This window comes from Hamadaea flava (assembly GCF_024172085.1).
GTDB classification, from domain to species: Bacteria; Actinomycetota; Actinomycetes; order Mycobacteriales; family Micromonosporaceae; genus Hamadaea; species Hamadaea flava.
Genome location: NZ_JAMZDZ010000001.1, coordinates 8,551,712 through 8,569,948 on the forward strand (window position 1 = coordinate 8,551,712; position 18,237 = coordinate 8,569,948).

At 67.8% G+C, this 18,237-nt stretch carries 15 protein-coding genes and 1 pseudogene; 9 read left to right on the forward strand and 7 right to left on the reverse strand.

Going from position 1 to position 18,237, the window contains the following annotated elements; translation table 11 throughout:
• Positions 1–21: 21 nt before the first annotated feature.
• On the reverse strand, positions 22–1,203 hold the full coding sequence (locus HDA40_RS39860; protein ID WP_253763261.1) for a DegT/DnrJ/EryC1/StrS family aminotransferase: 1,182 nt from the start codon (positions 1,201–1,203) through the stop codon (positions 22–24).
• A 614-nt stretch (positions 1,204–1,817) separates the two neighbouring features.
• Between HDA40_RS39860 and HDA40_RS39865 the strand changes: the two genes are divergently transcribed.
• Positions 1,818–2,615: an ABC transporter ATP-binding protein gene (locus tag HDA40_RS39865; protein ID WP_253763262.1), complete on the forward strand. Its 798-nt coding sequence runs from the start codon at positions 1,818–1,820 to the stop codon at positions 2,613–2,615.
• Positions 2,600–4,513, forward strand: coding sequence for a hypothetical protein (locus tag HDA40_RS39870; protein WP_253763263.1), 1,914 nt, complete (start codon positions 2,600–2,602; stop codon positions 4,511–4,513). Before HDA40_RS39865 ends, HDA40_RS39870 begins: the two co-directional genes overlap by 16 nt.
• 82 nt (positions 4,514–4,595) lie before the next feature.
• On the opposite strand, the gene HDA40_RS39875 is transcribed toward HDA40_RS39870, so the two are convergent.
• The gene (locus HDA40_RS39875) at positions 4,596–5,408 is read right to left on the reverse strand and encodes an aldo/keto reductase (RefSeq protein ID WP_253763264.1); all 813 of its coding nucleotides are present in this window, start codon (positions 5,406–5,408) and stop codon (positions 4,596–4,598) included.
• A gap of 66 nt (positions 5,409–5,474) precedes the next feature.
• On the opposite strand from HDA40_RS39875, the gene HDA40_RS39880 reads away from it, so the two are divergent.
• Both HDA40_RS39880 and HDA40_RS39885 read left to right on the forward strand, forming a co-directional pair.
• Complete coding sequence (locus HDA40_RS39880) at positions 5,475–6,245, forward strand: helix-turn-helix transcriptional regulator (RefSeq protein ID WP_253763265.1); 771 nt, start codon at positions 5,475–5,477, stop codon at positions 6,243–6,245.
• A 421-nt stretch (positions 6,246–6,666) separates the two neighbouring features.
• On the forward strand, positions 6,667–8,607 hold the full coding sequence (locus tag HDA40_RS39885) for a hypothetical protein (protein ID WP_253763266.1): 1,941 nt from the start codon (positions 6,667–6,669) through the stop codon (positions 8,605–8,607).
• Positions 8,608–9,062: 455 nt separating this feature from the next.
• Here the strand turns inward: HDA40_RS39885 and HDA40_RS39890 are convergent, their stop codons facing one another.
• The gene (locus HDA40_RS39890) at positions 9,063–9,980 is read right to left on the reverse strand and encodes a hypothetical protein (RefSeq protein WP_253763267.1); all 918 of its coding nucleotides are present in this window, start codon (positions 9,978–9,980) and stop codon (positions 9,063–9,065) included.
• A gap of 70 nt (positions 9,981–10,050) precedes the next feature.
• Positions 10,051–11,016, reverse strand: coding sequence for a helix-turn-helix transcriptional regulator (locus HDA40_RS39895; protein WP_253763268.1), 966 nt, complete (start codon positions 11,014–11,016; stop codon positions 10,051–10,053).
• A 91-nt stretch (positions 11,017–11,107) separates the two neighbouring features.
• Here HDA40_RS39895 and HDA40_RS39900 point away from each other — a divergent pair, with 91 nt between their 5' ends.
• Positions 11,108–11,476: a VOC family protein gene (locus HDA40_RS39900; protein ID WP_253763269.1), complete on the forward strand. Its 369-nt coding sequence runs from the start codon at positions 11,108–11,110 to the stop codon at positions 11,474–11,476.
• Positions 11,477–11,847: 371 nt separating this feature from the next.
• Here HDA40_RS39900 and HDA40_RS39905 read toward each other — a convergent pair whose 3' ends face one another.
• Positions 11,848–12,444, reverse strand: a complete 597-nt coding sequence (locus tag HDA40_RS39905; RefSeq protein ID WP_253763270.1) for a hypothetical protein — start codon at positions 12,442–12,444, stop codon at positions 11,848–11,850.
• 468 nt (positions 12,445–12,912) lie between these two features.
• Here HDA40_RS39905 and HDA40_RS39910 point away from each other — a divergent pair, with 468 nt between their 5' ends.
• Complete coding sequence (locus tag HDA40_RS39910; RefSeq protein WP_253763271.1) at positions 12,913–13,728, forward strand: hypothetical protein; 816 nt, start codon at positions 12,913–12,915, stop codon at positions 13,726–13,728.
• Between the two features lie 3 nt (positions 13,729–13,731).
• Here HDA40_RS39910 and HDA40_RS39915 read toward each other — a convergent pair.
• A pseudogene (locus tag HDA40_RS39915) lies at positions 13,732–13,884 on the reverse strand (transposase); the annotation flags it as partial.
• A 132-nt stretch (positions 13,885–14,016) separates the two neighbouring features.
• On the opposite strand from HDA40_RS39915, the gene HDA40_RS39920 reads away from it, so the two are divergent.
• The 3 genes from HDA40_RS39920 to HDA40_RS39930 all read left to right on the forward strand — a co-directional run bounded on the left by HDA40_RS39920 (position 14,017) and on the right by HDA40_RS39930 (position 17,192).
• Positions 14,017–14,736, forward strand: coding sequence for a GNAT family N-acetyltransferase (locus HDA40_RS39920; RefSeq protein ID WP_253763272.1), 720 nt, complete (start codon positions 14,017–14,019; stop codon positions 14,734–14,736).
• A gap of 6 nt (positions 14,737–14,742) precedes the next feature.
• On the forward strand, positions 14,743–15,792 hold the full coding sequence (locus tag HDA40_RS39925; protein ID WP_253763273.1) for a DUF4236 domain-containing protein: 1,050 nt from the start codon (positions 14,743–14,745) through the stop codon (positions 15,790–15,792).
• 137 nt (positions 15,793–15,929) lie between these two features.
• Positions 15,930–17,192 carry an RNA-guided endonuclease TnpB family protein gene (locus HDA40_RS39930; RefSeq protein ID WP_253763274.1) on the forward strand — a complete coding sequence of 421 codons (1,263 nt, stop codon included), beginning with the start codon at positions 15,930–15,932 and terminating at the stop codon, positions 17,190–17,192.
• Between the two features lie 186 nt (positions 17,193–17,378).
• On the opposite strand, the gene HDA40_RS39935 is transcribed toward HDA40_RS39930, so the two are convergent.
• On the reverse strand, positions 17,379–18,203 hold the full coding sequence (locus HDA40_RS39935; protein WP_253763275.1) for a class II glutamine amidotransferase: 825 nt from the start codon (positions 18,201–18,203) through the stop codon (positions 17,379–17,381).
• Positions 18,204–18,237 lie beyond the last annotated feature (34 nt).

Sequence of the window (18,237 nt, forward strand, 5' to 3'; positions counted from 1 at the left end):
TTCGGCCCCGTCATCGCAAGCTCAGCCGCCGAGCACCTTGCCGACGGCGACCGCGATGTCCGCGGTGTCCTCCACCGAGCCGAGCAACGTGTGATGGGGCAGCCAGATCGTCGCTGCCGCCACGCGATCGGTCACCGGGCAGTCCCACTGCGCCAGCGGCATACCGGTGAGCCCGGCCAGCTGTTCTGCCTTGTGGCGCAGCGCCTTGTTACGGTGCAGGCCCGCATAGCCGGCCAGGCACGGGATGCCCTCCGCGGTCAGGGCTCGGACGACCGCGTCCCGATCCCGGTCCGGCACCTGGAATACGAAAAGGTGCAGCCCGTGCTCGGTGACTCGCGGATCTTCGGCGGGCAGCACCACCTCGGCGTCGCTCAACAATGACGTCAGGACGGCGGCGTTGGCCGACCGGGTCGCCTGCTGCTGTGGGTGCCGGCCCAGCTGCGCCGTCAGGACCGCGGCCTGGAATTCCGTCAGACGCAGGTTGTACCCGACGCGATCGTGCTGATACCAGCCGCCGCCGCGGACCCGGCCGAGGTTCACCATGGAGTACACCTCGTCGGCGAGCGCCTCGTCGTCGGTCACGACCACGCCGCCTTCCCCGGCGCTGATGTTCTTGCTCGTCTGGAAGCTGAAGGTGCCGCACGCGCCGATGGCACCGACTCGCCGGCCGCGCCAGGACGCGCCATGTGCCTGCGCCGCGTCCTCGATGACCGGGATTCCGTGGCGGGCACCGAGGTCCATCAGCGCGTCCAGATCACACGGCCGGCCCGCGATGTGCACGGCCATGATCGCCCGCGTACGCGGGGTGATGAGGGCTTCGACCTGGTCGGCTTCGATCAGGTGGGTGTCGGCGCGAATGTCGGCGAAGACCGGTACGGCGTTGGCGAACAACACCGCGCTGGCACTGGCCACGAACGTGTACGCCGGAACGATCACCTCGTCGCCCGGCCCGACCCCCATGGCGGTCAACGCGGCCACTAGTGCCATGGTGCCGTTGGCGAGACAGATCCCGTACGCGGCCTGCTGGTAGCGCGCGAACGCGTCCTCGAAGCCGGCGACGCGATCGCCGTGCGTGCTGCCCCACCGGCCGGAGGCGAGCACCTCGGCGATCGCCGTGCCCTCCTCGTCCCCGGCCATCGGCCACTGTGGAAACGGTGCCGAGCGGACCGGCGTCCCGCCGTCGATTGCGAGCGTCGATGACATATCCAACCTCATTTCCGGATGGCAAATAATCTGATTTAGGCTAGCCATAAATGATGCCGTGGGGAAGATCGAATCGAGGCGACCGAGGATTGTGGGCCGGGTGCGGCAGGTGTGCAATGCCCACAGCAGTGCGCGGGCGGCGTCGCGATCCCGCACAGCGCCGGTGGTGACCATGCTGATCAGCAGCAGGCCGGTGGTGTCGACGACGATGTGGCGCTACGGCCGTTGACCCGCTTGCCGGCGTCCTAGCCGCGGCTGGATTTGGCGACGGTCTCGGCCGCACTCACCCACTGCGAGTCCACGATCGCCGCCGACGGGGTCGCCTTGCGGCAGTCGGCCACGCGGACCTGTTCGCGCAGCCCATCATGCAGGCGGGTTTGGGTGCCGTCGCGAGTCCAGGTGCGGAAGTAGTGGTAGACGATTGGCCAGGGCAGGAAGTCGATCGGCAGTCAGCGCCGCGAGCGTCCTGTCCACACTCGGCTGGGCTGCGGGCGACCTGATCGCCGTCACCGTCCGTCACGGAGCGACCCTGTGCATTCGCGCGCGTCCATGGCGCGGCGGTATCTCGGGCATACTGGTGCGGCCGTATCGGATCGACGTATCTCGGGGGTTCCATGGAGACAGACGCTGTAGCGCAACGGTCTGAAGCGGCCGGCCAGGTGCCGGCGCTGCGGCTGACCGGCCTGCACAAGGCGTTCGGCGCGACCGTCGCGGTCAGCCACGTCGACCTGACCGTGCCGGGGGGATCGTTCTTCGGCCTGGTCGGCCCGAACGGCGCCGGCAAGACCACCGCCTTGTCCATGGCGGTCGGCCTGCTTCGCCCCGACGAGGGCGGTTCCGAGGTGTTCGGCGTGGACGTCTGGGGCGACCCGGTCCAGGCGCGCGCGCTGATGGGCGTCCTGCCGGACGGGCTGGCGATGCCTGAGCGCCTCACCGGCCGGGAGCTTCTGACGTTCCTCGGGCAGCTGCGCGGGATCGAGCCCGCCGTGCTCGCCGAGCGTACCCAGGAGCTGCTCGACGTGATGGAGCTGAACGACGCCGAGACCACCCTCGTGGTGGACTACTCGACCGGCATGCGCAAGAAAATCGGCCTGGCCACCGCGTTGCTGCACGGGCCGCGACTGCTGGTGCTGGACGAGCCCTTCGAGGCGGTCGACCCGGTGTCTGCGGCCGCACTGAAGACGATCCTCATCCGGTTCGTCGAGTCGGGCGGATCGGTGGTGCTGTCCAGTCATGTCATGGCGCTGGTCGAGCAGTTGTGCGACACGGTCGCCATCATGGCCAAGGGCCGGGTCGTCGCGGCCGGGCCGCTGGCCGAGGTCCGCGGCGAGCGGACGCTGGAGCAGACGTTCGTCCGGCTGGTCGGCAGTGACGAGCACGCCGGCAGGGGGCTGTCGTGGTTGGCGTCCTGATCCGGATGAAGCTGGCGATCATCCGGCACTCCATGACCGGCGGCAAGGCCGCCTGGATGGTCACCGGCGGCGCCTTCGGGCTGCTTTTCGCCGCCGCCACGATCTGGTTGACGTTCGTCGACATCGCCGAGCCGGGCGTGCTGGGCGATCTGCTTGCCTGCGTCTGGGCGATGTGGATGCTGGGCTGGGTGGTCGGCCCGCTGTGGGGAGGTTCGGCCGTCCTGCGCGCGGACCACTTCGCGCTGCTCCCGGTGCCGCGCCGCAAACTCGCGCTCGGGCTGCTCGGCGCCGCCTTCGTCGGCGTCACCACGGCGGTCACGGCGCTGGCATTCCTCAGCCTGATCACGTACGCGGCACACCTGGGTGCGCTGCCGGCCTTGATCGCGGTACCGGCCGCCGCCGGAGAACTAGTGTTCGTGGTGCTGCTGTCGCGGGTCGCGTACGCCCTCGTCGGTTTTGTCGCCACGTCCCGGATCGGTGCGGCCGTCACGGGTGTGCTGTTCGCCGCCATGATCGTCCTGTCCCAGTCCGGCTGGATGATCATCGTGGCGATCATGTACTCGGACGTGCTCACTACCGGCTTCTCGGCCACGTTCTCGACCACACTGCGCTGGATCCCGTCGAGCTGGGGGGTGGTCGCTGTCGACGCCGCCGCCCGCGGCGACTGGCTGCTGGTTCTCGGCGCGCTCGCCAGCCTGGCCGTCGTCATCGGCCTGCTCCTGCTGATCTGGGCGGCCACTCTCGGCACGCCACGCCGCTCCCGGGTCACCATCCGCGGCACCAGCCACGCACCCGTGCCGACCGGTGGCCTGTTCGCCGGCCCGACCGGCACGGTCTTCCGCAAGGAGCTGCGCACCTGGTGGCGCGACCCGCTGCGGACCACCACGGCGACCGTGCCGATCGCCTGGGCGCTGCTCACCACTTTGCTGCCACTCACCTTCGACGCCAAGGCGCTGCTGCCGTGGGCCGGCCCGGCGGTCGCCCTGTTCGCCATCACCTCGGCCTGCAACCTGTACAGCCAGGACGGCACCGCGCTCTGGCAGACCATCACGACCGGCGCCCAACACGCGGACGTACGCGGCCGGCAGTTGGCCTACCTGACGGTGTTCGGCCCGATCTCGATCGCTCTCAGCATCGGCTTCACCATCTGGAGCGGCTACGCCTGGGCCTGGCCGTGGGTCGCGGCGACCGTGCCGGCTCTGCTCGGCGGTGGCGCCGGCCTGATCATCTACGCCTCGGTGGTTGCGATGGTCCCCGGTCCCGACGCGCACAAGCGCCCGGACAACCCGCTCGAGCGCGCCGACACCACCGGACAGTCCAATGTGCTGTTCTGGATCGGTCTGCTCCCGGCCGCCCCGGCGCTCACCGCCGTGATCCTCGGCGACCGGCTCGACCTACCCGTGCTGCTGTGGGCAGGCGGACCGATCAGCCTGGCGACCGGCATCGCGCTTGCCTGGTGGCTGGGCGCGGCGGCGGGTAAGAAGCTCACCGCCACGGGCGCGGACATGCTTCACATCATGCGTACCGGTCGGAACACGGCGACGGGCCGAGCGGCGACGGGCGGTGTCAAGCTCGAGGTGTCCAAGCGGGACGCGACGATCGGCATCCTCTACTGGATCGGCGGCCCGATCCTGTTGTTCCCGCAGGGCATCGTGCCGTTCGTGTTCATCCTCGTCGGCGTCGACGTGAAGTCCTGGTTCCTGGCGATGTACGTGCCGCACGCGTGGGGGCTGGCGGTCGCTGGCGCCGGCATCCTGATCGGCATCTTCCTGTGCGCCCAGGCCGTCCGGATCACCTTCCGCAACAAGGCCATCCGGGCCCAGCGCGAGGCCGCTGCGGCCCGTGAGCGCGCCGAGGCCGGAGGCGGCGACCTGGACCACGAACTCGAACCCGTGTGACGGGCAAACCCTGCAGGACTTGCCCGTCCATCTGCCGTTCCGCCTGGCCGAGGCGCACGTGGTGGCTCGGCGGCGTAGCGTGTCAGTCGACGCGCCGTCCGCCGAGCCACTTGACCATCTCCGGGTCGCGGTGATCGAAGAACATGCTCTTGCCGGTGTCCAGTGCGGCGATACCGGCCATCTCGTCGTCGGACAGGTCGAAGTCGAAGATGGCAAGGTTCTGGGACATGCGGTCCGGGCGTACCGACTTCGGGATCACCACGACATCGCGCTGGGTCAGCCAGCGCAGCACCACCTGAGCGACCGACTTGCCGTGTGCGTCGCCGATCTCGGTCAGGGTCGGGTTGGTGAACAGGTCGTTCTTGCCCCCGGCGAACGGGCCCCACGACTCGATCTGCACGCCGTACCCGCGCATGATCTCCTGGTCGGCGTGGCGCTGGAAGAACGGGTGCGTCTCGATCTGGTTGACCGCCGGGACGATGTCGTTGTGTGTGATCAGGTCGACCAGCCGGTCGGGGTAGAAGTTCGACACGCCGATCGCTTTGGCCAGGCCCTCGCCGGTCAGCTTCTGCATCGCGTGCCAGGAGCTGTAGTAATCACCCATCGGCTGGTGGATCAGATACAGGTCTAGGTAGTCCAGGCCCAGCTTCTTCAGCGACTTGTCGAATTCCCGCCGGGCGGTGTCCTCGCCGGTGTGCTGGATCCACATCTTCGTGGTGATGAACAGCTCCTGCCGCGGGATGCCACTGGCGGCGATCGCCCGGCCGACGGCCTCCTCGTTGCCGTAGGAGGCCGCAGTGTCGATGGCCCGGTAGCCGGCTGCCAGAGCATCGGTGACGACCTGCTCGGTCTGCTCATCTGCGACCTGGAAGACACCGAAGCCCAGGGTCGGCATCTGGACGCCGTTGTTAAGCGTGATCGATCGGTTCTGCGCCGCGAAGAGGTCGCCATGCTCGCCGGGATGAGCACCGACTACTACACCCGGCTGGAACGCGGCAACCTCGCCGGCGTTTCCCACTCGGTACTCGAAGCCCTCGCCCGCGCCCTGCACCTCGACGAAGCCGAGCGCCTGCATCTACTGGACCTGGCCGAAACCGCCAACGCCCCCACAGCAGGACTTGCCACCCGCAATGCACAGAACCGGACATCAGTGCGTCAGGGCGTGGAACGCATCCTCGACACCATCCAGGCACCTGCATACGTTCGCAACGGGCGTATGGACATCCTTGCCACCAACCGGCTCGGCCGAGCCTTGTTCGCCGACGCCTTCGGCACCGGCACCGGCACCGGCTTCAACCTCGCCCGCTACCTCTTCCTCGACCGCCGCGCCCAAGACTTCTACCCGCAATGGCCGACCGTCGCCGCCGACTGCGCCGCCGCCCTACGCACCTACGCCGGACGCAACCCTTACGACCGCAACCTCACCGACCTCGTCGGCGAGCTGTCCACCCGCAGCGAGCCATTCCGCACCTGGTGGGCCACCCACAACGTGAAACTGCACTACACCGCCACCAAGACCATGCACCACCCGATCGCAGGCGACCTCGAACTCACCGGAGAAGCACTCCAACTCCCCGGCGACCCCGATCTGACGATCATCACCTACACCTACGAACCCGCCAGCCCGACCGCACAAGCACTCCTATTCCTCGCCAGCTGGAGCGACGCACAGACCGCCGTTGGTGACCAAGGCCGACCAGATCACGCGAGTCACGGCAAGACACCCAGCTGACGGTGCGCATCAGACAGCGACTACACCTAGTTCACGGTGCGGTTGACCTACCTGATGGGCCGGTCGATTGCTAGCGCCAGGCGGCCCGATGGGGAGCAGCTTAAGGATGTATCCCGCCCTAGAGATCAACCTGCGCCTCGAGCAAGTTCGAGCAGCTCAGCAGATGTGAGATCGTGCGTTTGGGTTCGCGTTTCGGCCATCGAGGACGGCTTGAACGAAGGCACCAACCTGCGCCCGTCGCCTTGGTTGACCAAGCGAGCGCCGCCAACGGCCAAGTCGGCTCCAACGAGGGCACTGGGGGCCACGGCACCTCAGCCTGAACGACGCGCGAAGGGCGGCTAACAGCAGGCGACGATCGTTCAGCAAGCCCGGCAGGGGCGGGTGGCTTTCGTGTTGATCGTCTGGCGTGCCAGGATGCGGCGTGCGCGAGCTGCTGGACGGTGTGTCGGACGTCGATTGGGCGTCGCTGGGCCATGCGTATGGATCGGCGGAGCAGGTGCCGGTGTGGCTTGCCGGTCTGCTGGATCCGATGACCAGTGCGAAGGCGCTCGACGACCTGGACACGTCGATCTACCACCAGGGCGGTGGGGCGTATACCGCGGCTGCGGCAGCCTTGCCGTTCCTGATTCGCCTGCCCGCCCATCCCGGGGTTCCCGGCCGGGCCGACATTCTGGATCTGCTGGGCCAGTTCGCTCGCCTGCAGAACACGATGGTCGAACCGTGGAAGTCAAAACCCGAAGCGCTGGCATGCCGAGCCGTCCTTTACGGCGCATTCGACGTCTTCCGCGGCCTGCTCGACGACGACGATCCGGCGATCCAGGCTAGGGCTGCTGAGCTTCTCGTCGAGTTTGTCGATCGGGCCGACGAGGTCGTCGACGAGTTCCGGCTCCGCTACCCGGCTGCGGCAAACGAGGCGCTGCGGGTGGAGGTCGTGTGGGCCGTGGGCCGGTTGAGTTCGGCGCTGTCGGCGGCGCATCGGCCGACTGTGCGGGCTTGGCTGCAAGCGTTGACACCTCCGCTCGGGGATCCGGTACGGCTGGCTTTCCTCGTAGCCCGGCGGCGGATCGACCCGACGGCCGTGCCCTATCAGGACCTACTCGCAGCGGTAGAGGGAGCGTTGTATCCGGCCCAAGAGTCCAACGCCATCACGTGGATGGAGAAGGAACTGGCTGAAGAACGCCCCGCGCGGCTGATCCTTGCTCGCCGGGCGATCGACGACGCCATGCGTACGGGACGCTCACGCGGCATGGCATCGGCGGGCGCGGTCATGATCAAGTGGCGTTCTGCCTCCGCCGACATGATCCCTATCATCGCCGCGACGTTGCACGACCTGCCCGACATCGCGGAGTCTGCGCTGCATCTGCTGGCGGCGGCCGGGGAAGTTTCGCGGCCCTACCTCGAGGACATCGCGGCAAAGGTCGGCGAACCAGGTCGCACAGGTGCGTTGGCGGCATGGGCGCTCGCCCGCCTCGGCGACGAGCGGGCGCTACCGATGGCCGTGCGGTCGCTTCGCGGCCAACCGGACATCTATCCCATCGGCGGCTCGCAGTACACCGACCGCTTCTATTGGCTAACGCAGGACCCCGGGATCGCCGAAGTCCTGACACCGCTGACCGCGTTCGCCGATCGAATTGTGCCCGCCCTGCGGCAGCGGCTGCAGCGAGACGACAAGCCACCCGTTGCCCATCAGTTCGGCGACGTGGTGATCGCCTACGGTGCGGCGGCCGCTGGCGCGGTGCCGGAGTTCACGGCGATGCTGGGCACCGACCGGCACCGCACCGCCTGCCGGGTCCTCGCCGCGTTAGGCCCAGCCGCTACCGCGGCACGCGACAGACTCGTGCAGTGCGCGGCCGGCGAAGGGTTCGACGCCAGCCAGGCAGCATGGGCGCTGTTTCGCGTGACCGGGGATCCGCAGCCATTCCTGGACACGACAGACGTCTGGGGTGGACGGTTCGACATCATGACCGCCGCCCGTAGCCTCGCGGACTTCGGTCCCCTCGCGATCCGCTTCCGCGACCGCATCGAGCTTCTGCTCCACGAGCGGCAAAGCGGGCGAGCGGACTGGACAACCGTGGAGCTGGCGCACGCCCACTTCCGGATCACCGGCGAACCTGTCTTGTGCACCGACGCCTTCGACAAGGCCCTGGACCTGCTGCGCCGTAAGCAACAGCCACCAGTGACTCGACAGGTCCTGCGCTACCTGCCCGAACTCGGGCCGGCCACAGTTCGCTTCGAGCCCCTGCTCCGGCAGGTGATCGAGCAAGACGAAAGACTGATCTACAGCGGAGGGTGGCGCGCCATCGCCGAAGACGACGAAGCACGCGCGCTAGCAGCCGCCGCACTTTCCGCCATGGCGCACTAGCGCCCAGCCATCCACCAAAGCCCATCACGCCGCCATACACCGTCCACTTGGTCGAGGCCAACGAGCAGCCGCTAGATCAACTGGATCGACGCCGACAGGGTCGGACCTGGTTGAGTTTTGGTTCGTGTTGCCCCACCGAGTTGAACTCCCACGTCGCACATTCGCAGACCGGATTTGCATGTCCGACTCAGGGCCGCCCGTCGCCGATCGGCAGGTCAGCGGCTATGGCCAGACGGCCGGACGGGGCGCAGTTTTGGGGTGTATCCCGCCATAGAGATCAACCTGCACCTCGACCGTGTTTAAGCAGCTCAGCAGATGCAGATTCGTGCGTTTGCGTTCACGTTTCGACCGTCACGGACGGCTCGATCGAGGGCACCAACCTGCGCCCCTTGCTCTAGTCGACGAAGAAGGGCGTGGACAGACGCTGCGGGGCGTGTCGGCCGTTACCGCCCGCGTCAGTCGGCCGCCGGAGGGTTCTCGGCGGCGTCGGGCGTGTAGCCGCAGACTTCTGGGCCGCATTTGGTCTTGTGATCGCGACCCCAAAGGTAGGTGTCTCGTTCGGTGGCGCGGGCGAGGCGGACGAGTCGCCTCTGTTCCCTCGATGGCAGGCTCGATGGCAACGCGGTGAAGGTCTCGGGTAGCACAGCGATCATGCTGCTGACTTGTTCGCCGTCATACATTCGAAGCAGTGCAGTGCACTGCCACCAGCGGATCTCGCCGCCTCGACCGTTCGGGCGTCCGGGCCAGTAGTAGCTTGCAGGATCTGGCACGAGGTAGTGGATGCCGTCAGGGTCGAGGTGAGCCTTGAGCCAAGGTCCGCCTTTACCAAGCCCGAGTCGCAGCCGCTCGGCCTCCTCGTGGAGAGCGCATATCGAGATGGAGTCGAGGGCCTTGAGGACGTTCGCCTCCGGCGGCAGAGGCTGCACGCCGGCCGGGGCCTTTACAGGCCAACCGCCAAGGAGTGCTCCCGTTTCCTGGCGCAGCGTCAGAGAGGGCGATCTCCTGTGGTAAACCGGCAGCGGTGGTGGCGGCCTCCATCGCAGCCCGTCCTGTTCGATGTGCCGCAGCATCCACGCCTGCCCTTCTGGGCTGGCGGTGTTCCAGGTCCAGCTCATCGGCCGGTCGTTCATAGCTTGCTCACGCCTGCTGAGGGGAGCGCCCCTCCGGGACAGCCACCACCGCCGTGGCCGGGTTATCCCGGGCAAGTTGTGGCAGAGGTCCGCCAGAAACCGTATGCGCTCCAGAACATCGTCGGTCGGCTGGTCCTCGTGGGCCTGCCGGGCGCTGAACGCCAGGTAGCGGATCTCGGTGAAGGCCCTGGCCGCGAGTAGCGCGGCGACATGGCGATCGCGTTCGACGTCGCGACGTCTCATAACGGCTCCTCCCAGTGCTTTAGATCTCGATGTCAGGATGTGCGTCCTCGCGGGCAACAGGTGTTGCTGGTCAGGGCGTTGGTGATGGCGCGTAGTGGTGGGCAAGGTCGGTGGCGAGGGCGCGGAGGTGAGCCCTGGCTTCGGTAGGGCCGTGCACCGCGACGGCGCTCCCGAACGGCAGCAATGCTCGCAGGTCCTCCAGATGTGCGAAGCGAATTGTCACCTTGCGGCCGGTGATGGACTCGTCATGGTTGTCCAGGACGAGTCGTGGGCCGAAAATCCGATGTGCTCGCTCGATCTGGGTAGGGTCGATGGTGGCGCTGACCTCTATCACGTGGTTGTGTGCCCACTGATCAATGAGCGCTGCTGCGACGGCGGCCAGGGTCTGGTCCGGGCGGATCTGTCGTGGCTGGTCGAGTTCTTTCCACGTCGTGATCCGTTCGAGTCGGTACATCCGTGGCACTCGGGCGCAGTCGGCGACGAGATACCAGACGCCGGCCTTGGCGAGCAGCCCGTAGGGATCCAGGACCACGTCACGTGGGCCTGACGCGCGTGGGCTGTCGTACACGATCCGTAGCCGGCGACCTCGCCGCACTGAGCCGATCAGCAAAGCCGGAGTCGTGCCGGAAGCGCGTGTCTGGAGCCAAGGACGGCTGTCCACGTGCACGACATCGGTGAGCGGCAGGAGCTCATCCACTCGACGTGACCGTGTAGCGGCGAGCTTGGCGAGCGCGCGCCGGCTTTCGACCGACGCGTCTAGCTCCGCGCGCTGCTTCTCATCCAGCCCGATGAGCGAGAGATGATCGCGCTCGCCAGGCGTGAGTCGCATGAGGTCGGGCCCGGCCCCGGGCAGCATGGTCACACCGCCGAGTCGGCCCCGGTGTGCGGTCACCGGCAGACCGGCGTCACGGAGCCAGTTCAGATCCCGGGTGATGGTTCGAAGGGAAACCCCGAGCGCCGAGGCAAGTTCCTGGGTGGTCGCGCCATCCCTGGATTCGAGCAGCAGCATCAGTGCGAAGAAACGGTCCGGGGTCACCCACCAAGTCTCTCAAGAAATTGCGACAAGATACGGCGCATATTCCGGCCATGGTGGATGCATACCTAACCACCTGCGAGAAGGAACAACCATGACCACATCCGTCGTGTCCATCGTCTATGTGAACGATGCTCCCGCCGCAGCTCGTTTTTACGGCGACCTCCTCGGCATGAGCCCTTCGTTCGAGACTCCGGGATACATCACCTTCGACCTCGGGCCAGGCGCTGACCTCGCTCTGTGGTCCGGCCAGTTCGAGGACTTGTCGCCCGACGTACCCCGTACCAGTGAGGTCTGCCTGGCCATCGGCGGTGGAAGACCCGACGACATCAACGCGATCTTCAAGGAGTGGCAGTCCAAGGGCGTCACGATCCTGCACGAGCCGCACGATGCGGGGTTCGGCCTGACCTTCCTCGTGGCCGACCCTGACGGGAACCGCATCCGGGTCGCACCGAAAGACTGAAGGTGCACAATGCGGCAGGCGCGCACGCCAGGTGTCGCGCCTGCCGTTGTCTGCGTTCGAGAGGACGACGAGCGCCCCCTCGGACACCAACCAAATCCCAACGATGGCCGGCGACATCCGGCGGTTGAATCAGCGCTGTCGATTGTCGCGCGGACGAGGAGAGAGTCGTGACCGTCGTCCCCAACACCTCGACGTAGTCGGGATATGCCCGCATGCCGGCATACTCGCCGGCGCCCCTCACTCCGACCACGGAGCTTCCTGCGTTTTGTGGCTCCGGCCCACAGCAACGAGACCGTCAGCGGGGCGATGGCGAACGCGACGGTCATCAGCCGTCCGCTGCGCTGTCTCGGTCGCGGGTGAGCAGGTCGGCTTCACGGCCGGGTCAGCGAATCTTCGATCTGGGCCAGTGCCTTCGTGAGAGTCGCATAGCCGGCGGCGGAAAGCTCTCCGTCGGAGCGGAGCCGTCCGACGGTCTCGCCGATAACTCGCAGCCGGTCCCGCCCCGGCTCGAGATCGCCGCCGGAAAGGGCGCGCCTGGCATCGCGGACGAGCCGGTCGAGCGACCTCGCCGCGTCCGAGTCGAGCTGACCGGCGTGGTCGAGCTGCCTGATGGTGGTACGCAGTGCGCTGGTGAGCTGCACGGCTCGGCTGGTGGCGACCCGCGTTGACGACGACTTGGCTGGGGTCGGGGAGGGTGCCGGGGCCGAGGTCTCGGGCGAGGCGGTGGCAGGCGGGTCGGCCACGGCGGAGGTCGATGCGATGGGGGTGAACCCCTCGGGGCGATGTTGCGGCGTACCTGCGGACAGCTGGAGACCCAGAACGACGCCGAGCACGACGATGACTGTCCCCGCTGCCAGCAGTGGCAGCAACCGGCGGATGGCAGGGGGATCCACGGCATGTCGGCCGCGTCCGGATCGAGCCGTGTCGACCAGCGTGGGATGGTCGTCGTGCGGCGGATCGGCGAACACGCTCGATATGGTGGCAGAGCTACGTGTGGTCCGCTGTCGGAATATGTCAGGGCGGGCACTCGGTAGGGTCGGGTATCCCGGACCGGTCCGCCTGCGAACGCGTACTGCCCGTCAACGGCTGATTCGGCGTGCTGAATCCGCAATGTCGGACTCAGCACCTCCGGGCCTTACCGAGCGGAAACGGGCCTCCTCGAATGTGACGACGCTCACGATCATGGTGGAACACTTGGCTGTCGGATAGGCCCCGAGCAGGGTCGACGGATCCGCGTGCCGTCCCCTCGGGCCCGGAGTGTTCGACGAACGGAGCCCCCCGCCGTGACCCGACCTTGGCACGACTCGCCTGACGAACCTGAGACCAGCTACTTCGGCGAAGATTCAGATCGACTCGACGAAGATCGCTTCTTTGCCGATCGACCGCGGGAGATCGCCTCGCATCGCCGTTCGACCGGCGGCTCGAAGCGTCGGCGCGTGCTCATCGCTTTGCTCGGCGTCGCACTGGTCACCGCAACGGGCGTGGTGATCGCCGCTCGGCAGTCGCACTCCGAACCGACCGCCGACCTGAGCCGGGAGTTCGACCCCGCCTCGCGCAGCGGCTCCCGGATCGACGGCCTGCCGACGCCGTCGAGCAGCACCGACATGAGCCTGGCGCCGTCGCCCACGCAGAGTCCGTCGGCCCGTCTGTCGCCGACGTCTTCGCCGAGCCCGACGGGGGCTGGATCGAGCCCGACGCGGTCGACGTCCCCGACCCGTACGACGGCGCCGGCCACGGCGACGACCGGCTCGCCCAGCAGCCAGCCGAGCATCAACGCGTACATCACCGGCTATTCGTACTTCGACGACACGCCGCCGGGTTCGGCCGATCTCGCCAACCCCGTCCTGCACGACCAGGCGGGCGGCACAGGCACGTACGCGGACCCGATCACGGTCGCCGTCGGGCATTCCGTCACCGGCAGCGAGGATGTTCTCGACTGGCCCGCGGGCACGAGGTTCTACATCCCGAACCTGCGGCGGTACTTCATCGTCGAGGACACCTGCGGTGACGGCTCGACCCCGCAGGACGGCCCCTGCCACACCGGCTACCCCTCGTCCGCCACGACCTGGCTCGACATCTGGATCGGCGGCCAGGACGGGTCGGAAAGCGGCGCGGCGCAATGCATGGACGCCATCACCGGCACCTGGGCCGTGCTGGTGAACCCGGCGTCGACCTACGCCACGACCGCCGGCGACGTCTACGGCTCTGCGGGGTGCGCCACCCAGTACGGCAACGTCGCGATCATTGGATAGCCACCCGGTACGCACCACGTACAAGATCGCGTTCACGGTGTCGCGGCGTGGATGCTTCTCGTGCCGTGCGCCCAGGTTCGGCGGGGGCAGCAGAGGTTCGATGATCGCCCACTGGGGGTCGGTCAGGTCGGACGGGCACCGGCGCTCACGCGGCATCCGACCGCAATGGACGATCAACCAACAGCGCACCAAACCTTCCATCGTGAGCCGCTGGTTGATCTCCGCGAGCTGTCGTGTCGGCGACCGATCGGCGGTCCCGTCCGGGCAGCGAGTTACGGTCGATTCCTCATGGTCCATCCGCTCGACGATCCCGTACGCTCCGCGCTGACCGGCCCGCACGCCCACCTGGCGCAGCGGTGCGGTCGCATCCTGCGGTATCCGCCCGATGTCCTGCGGTTCATCGCGATCCCCGATCCGCCGACGGCGGTGGACTGGGCTGATGTCGCCACGCTTGTCGGACCAGAACAGGCTCCGGTCGCGGGTGTCGTCGTGCTGCCGCCTGCGGGCTGGAAGGTGACCGGCGTAGGGCCTGGGCTGCAACTCGTTACCGACCGCGATCAGCCGCGTAGGCCGCGAACTCCGCCCGGGACCGGTCCGGGCGACGACGTGCTGACCCTCGGCCCGGCCGATCTGCCGGAGATCGTGGAGTTCGTCGCGCGTCATCGCAATGGCCGCGTGTTCCTGCCCCGGACCTTGGAACTGGGTGTCTACCTCGGCATCCGCCGGGCGGGAGTACTGGTGGCGATGGCGGGTGAACGGCTGCGTCCGGTGGGCTGGACCGAGGTCAGCGCGGTCTGCACCGATCCGGCCCACCGCCGGCAGGGCTTGGCCGCTCGGCTGCTCGACGTTCTGGTGTCCGGCATTCACCGACGCGGCGAGAACGCCTTCCTGCACGTCGCGGAGGACAACGCCGCCGCGCTCGGCCTTTATGAGCAGTTCGGCTTCCGGCTGCGGCGGCCGATCACGATGGCGGCCGTACACATCCCTGGTGACCGTGATCTAGGCTGACGGGCCGTGGGCTTTCGGATACGCAAGACCTTCCAGGTTCTGCCGGGCGTACGGCTGACGGTGTCCAAGAGCGGCATCGGCTACTCGGTCGGCGTACGCGGGGCGCGGTTGACCAGGACGGCCCGGGGCCAGGTCATCGGCACCATCGGGATTCCCGGCACCGGGATGTCGTACGTCAAGACGCTGCGCGGATCCTCGAAGTCCCGCAAGAACGCCGCCCCGACTCAGCGCTCCGCTCCGGCCCAGCGCACTGCCCCGGCCGAAGTCGAAGCGCCCGAGGTGGACGGCGTACCCGCGCCGCCGGAGCCCGCGCTGTTCGCGCCCCGGGCGGAGAAGAAGCTGTATCGGGCGCTGATCAGCGATCCGAATCCGGCCGAGATTCCGCGCATCGGTGCGGCGTACCCGGAGTGGGCGCCGCTGTGCGACACCCTCGACGGGCTGCTCGCGTACCGGGACGAGGACTTCGAGCGGGCCGAGGATGCGCTGGCGGCGGCGTTCGACTCCGGGCGGGACGCGGCCCGGCATCCGTTCATCCGCCGGTACGCGCCGTACGCGAGCGTGGAACTCGAACTCGCGCCCGGCGTCGAGGTGATGCTGCCGATCAGCCGGGAGGCGGTCGGGCTGACCTTGGCCGAGCTGTACCAGTACAGCGACCGGCTGGGGCTGGCGATCGAGACAGTCGAGCAGTTGGAGCCGACGTTCTCGGCGGCGGTGTCGCTGGCCGAGTTGTACAGCGAGGCGGGCCATCACGACGAGGTCGTCGACATGACGAACGGGCTGGCGGCCGAAAGCGACGCACACGCGCTGCTGTTGGTGCTGCGTGGCAGGGCCTTGCGGGAGCTGGACTACCTCGAGGCCGCGCGGGAGGCGCTCAAGCAGGTCGTGAACAAGCGCACGATCGACGTCGAGATCCGGCTGCGGGCGTTGCTGGAACGCGCCAACACCTATCTCGCCGAGAACAAGCCGGGGTACGCGCGCAAGGACCTCGAACGCATCCTGGCCGAGGACGCCGGCTATCCCGGTCTGGCGGAAGCGCTGAAGGAGCTGAACGCCTGAAGTCGTTCAAGCACGGGGATCTGGCACGCGGCTCAGAGCCCGTTGAAGAACGGGTTGTTGTCGTAGGTGGCTGGAAGACTAACCCGGTGAGTAGGTTCACGGCGTTCCGGTTCACTGTCGATGCCCGGGCGGGGCGGATGGTGGTGTTGGGGCGGCATGCGGGTGCGGCGCGGTTTGCGTTCAACCAGTGTCTGGCGATGGTGAAAGACGCCCTCGATGCGAAGGCGGAGACCGCGGATGGTTCGGTGCGGGTGCCGTGGACTGCGTTTGATCTGATCAACAGCTTCAATGGGTGGAAGCGGTCGGCGGCGGCGGGGCGGGTGTGGGCGGTGGACTCGGCCGGACGGGCCACGCTGCAGAGTGCGGGTTTGCGCTGGCGGTCCGAGGTGAGTCAGCAGGTGTTCGAGGAGGCCGCGGTCGATTGTGGCCGGGCGTTGGCGGCGTACGCCGACTCACGAAAAGGCAAGCGGCGCGGTCGCCGGGTGGGGTTTCCGCGATTCAAGCGCAAGTCGGCCACGGTGGTGTCGTTCCGGATCCGCAACAAGACCACCGCCGGCAAGGCCACGATCCGGGTAGGTGACGTCGATGCCGGTCCGCGGACGATCAGCTTGCCCAAGATCGGGATTGTGCGGGTGCGGGAGGACACCCGCCGCCTGCGGCGCATGCTGCGCAACGGTCGGGCCACCATCCGCTACGTGACGGTGTCGCATCGTGCGGGGCGGTGGACGATCAGTGTCACCGTGCAGGCCGCCGATCTGCATCCGGCCCGCCGCCACCCGGCACCTGCCGCAGGCGACCAGCAGGGCTGGGTGGGTGTGGATCGGGGGTTGACCGCGCTCGTGGTGGCCGCCGACCGCACCGGTCGAGAAGTGGTGCGGGTCGACCCGCCCCGGCCGTTGCGCACGAGTTTGCCGAGGCTGCGGCGTCTGTCGCGGAGGGTGTCGCGGGCGCGGCGCGGGTCGATCAACCGGGGCAAGGCGGTGGCGCGGTTGGCTCGCTGTCACCGGCGGATCAAAGACGTTCGCGCACACGCGTTGCATGAGGTCGCCAACCATCTGGTCAATACCCACGATCGGCTGGTGTTGGAGGACCTGAACACGGCGGGCATGGTGAGAAACCGGTGGCTGGCCCGGTCGATCAGCGACGCGGGCTGGGCGGAGTTGGCGCGGATGGTCGGCTACAAGCAGCAGTGGGCGGGTGGGCAGGTGATGATCGCGGATCGGTGGTTCGCCTCGAGCAAGACCTGTTCGGTGTGTGGTGCTGTTGCTGCCAGCCTGCTGTTGTCGCAGCGGGCGTTCGTCTGTGCCGTGTGTGGCTTTGAGGCGGATCGGGATCTGAATGCCGCCGCGAATCTCGCTGTCTGGGGCGAGCAGCATGATGCCCAGATCCGGGACCCCTAAGTGCGAGGCCCGGTTATCAATGCCTTGCCGAGGGACGGCTCTGACCGGCGGGCATCAGCCCACCGGTGAAACCCGTCCCGTTGACGCAGGAACCCCAACGCCGACCAGCCCAGCACAGGCTGGTCGGCGGCAAGGACGCCCGAGAAGGGCGCTGTTGTATCAACCAACCGGTTATTCAACAGGCTGTCAGGTGCGCGGCCGGAAGACGCCCATCCGGTCGACGCCTTCCTGGATGACGCCGTAGGAGTTCTCCGGCACCGTGTTCCATGCCCCGGCGAGGGTGCCGAAGGGTTCGGAGACGACCAGCCGCGACTCGTCGGAGGCGTGCTGAAGCCATGGGTAGTCGGGATACAGGTCGCGCAGCGCGCGTACGTCGGTGCTGAAGAACAGCGACCGCGAGTGCCGCGCCGTCGAGTACCGGAACGCCCACATGCGTTCGCCGTCTGACGTGGCGACGGTCATCTGCAGCGCATCCGGTACGCCGTGCGCCGCGGCGATGTCCTCGACGAACCCGGCCATCCGGGCGACCGCGCCGGGCGGGTCGTCGCCGAGCCCGAACGTCAGCGCCAGATAGAACATCAGCTCCGAGTCGGTCGAGCCCTCGATGAACGGATACAGCTCGGGATCGACGGCCAGGACGAGATCCCGTTTCAGCGTGGCGAACTGAGCGATCGACCCGTTGTGCATCCACATCCACCGGCCGTATCGGAACGGATGGCAGTTGCTCTCCTGCACCGGCGTGCCGGTGGAGGCGCGGATGTGCGCGAGGAAGATCTGCGACTCGATGTGGGTGGCGAGATTGCGCAGGTTCCGGTTGTTCCAGGCCGGGTCGACACTGTGGAACACGGTCGGCTCCCCACCCACGTACCAGCCCACGCCGAACCCGTCCCCGTTGGTCGTCTCGACTCCCAGCTTCGAGCGCAGACTCTGGTCGATCAGCGAATGGGAGGGCTTGTAGATCAGCTCCTCCAGCCGGATCGGCGAGCCGTAGTAGGCGAGCCAGCGACACATGCCACCACGATGATCGGTGCCTCTTGGCGACGGC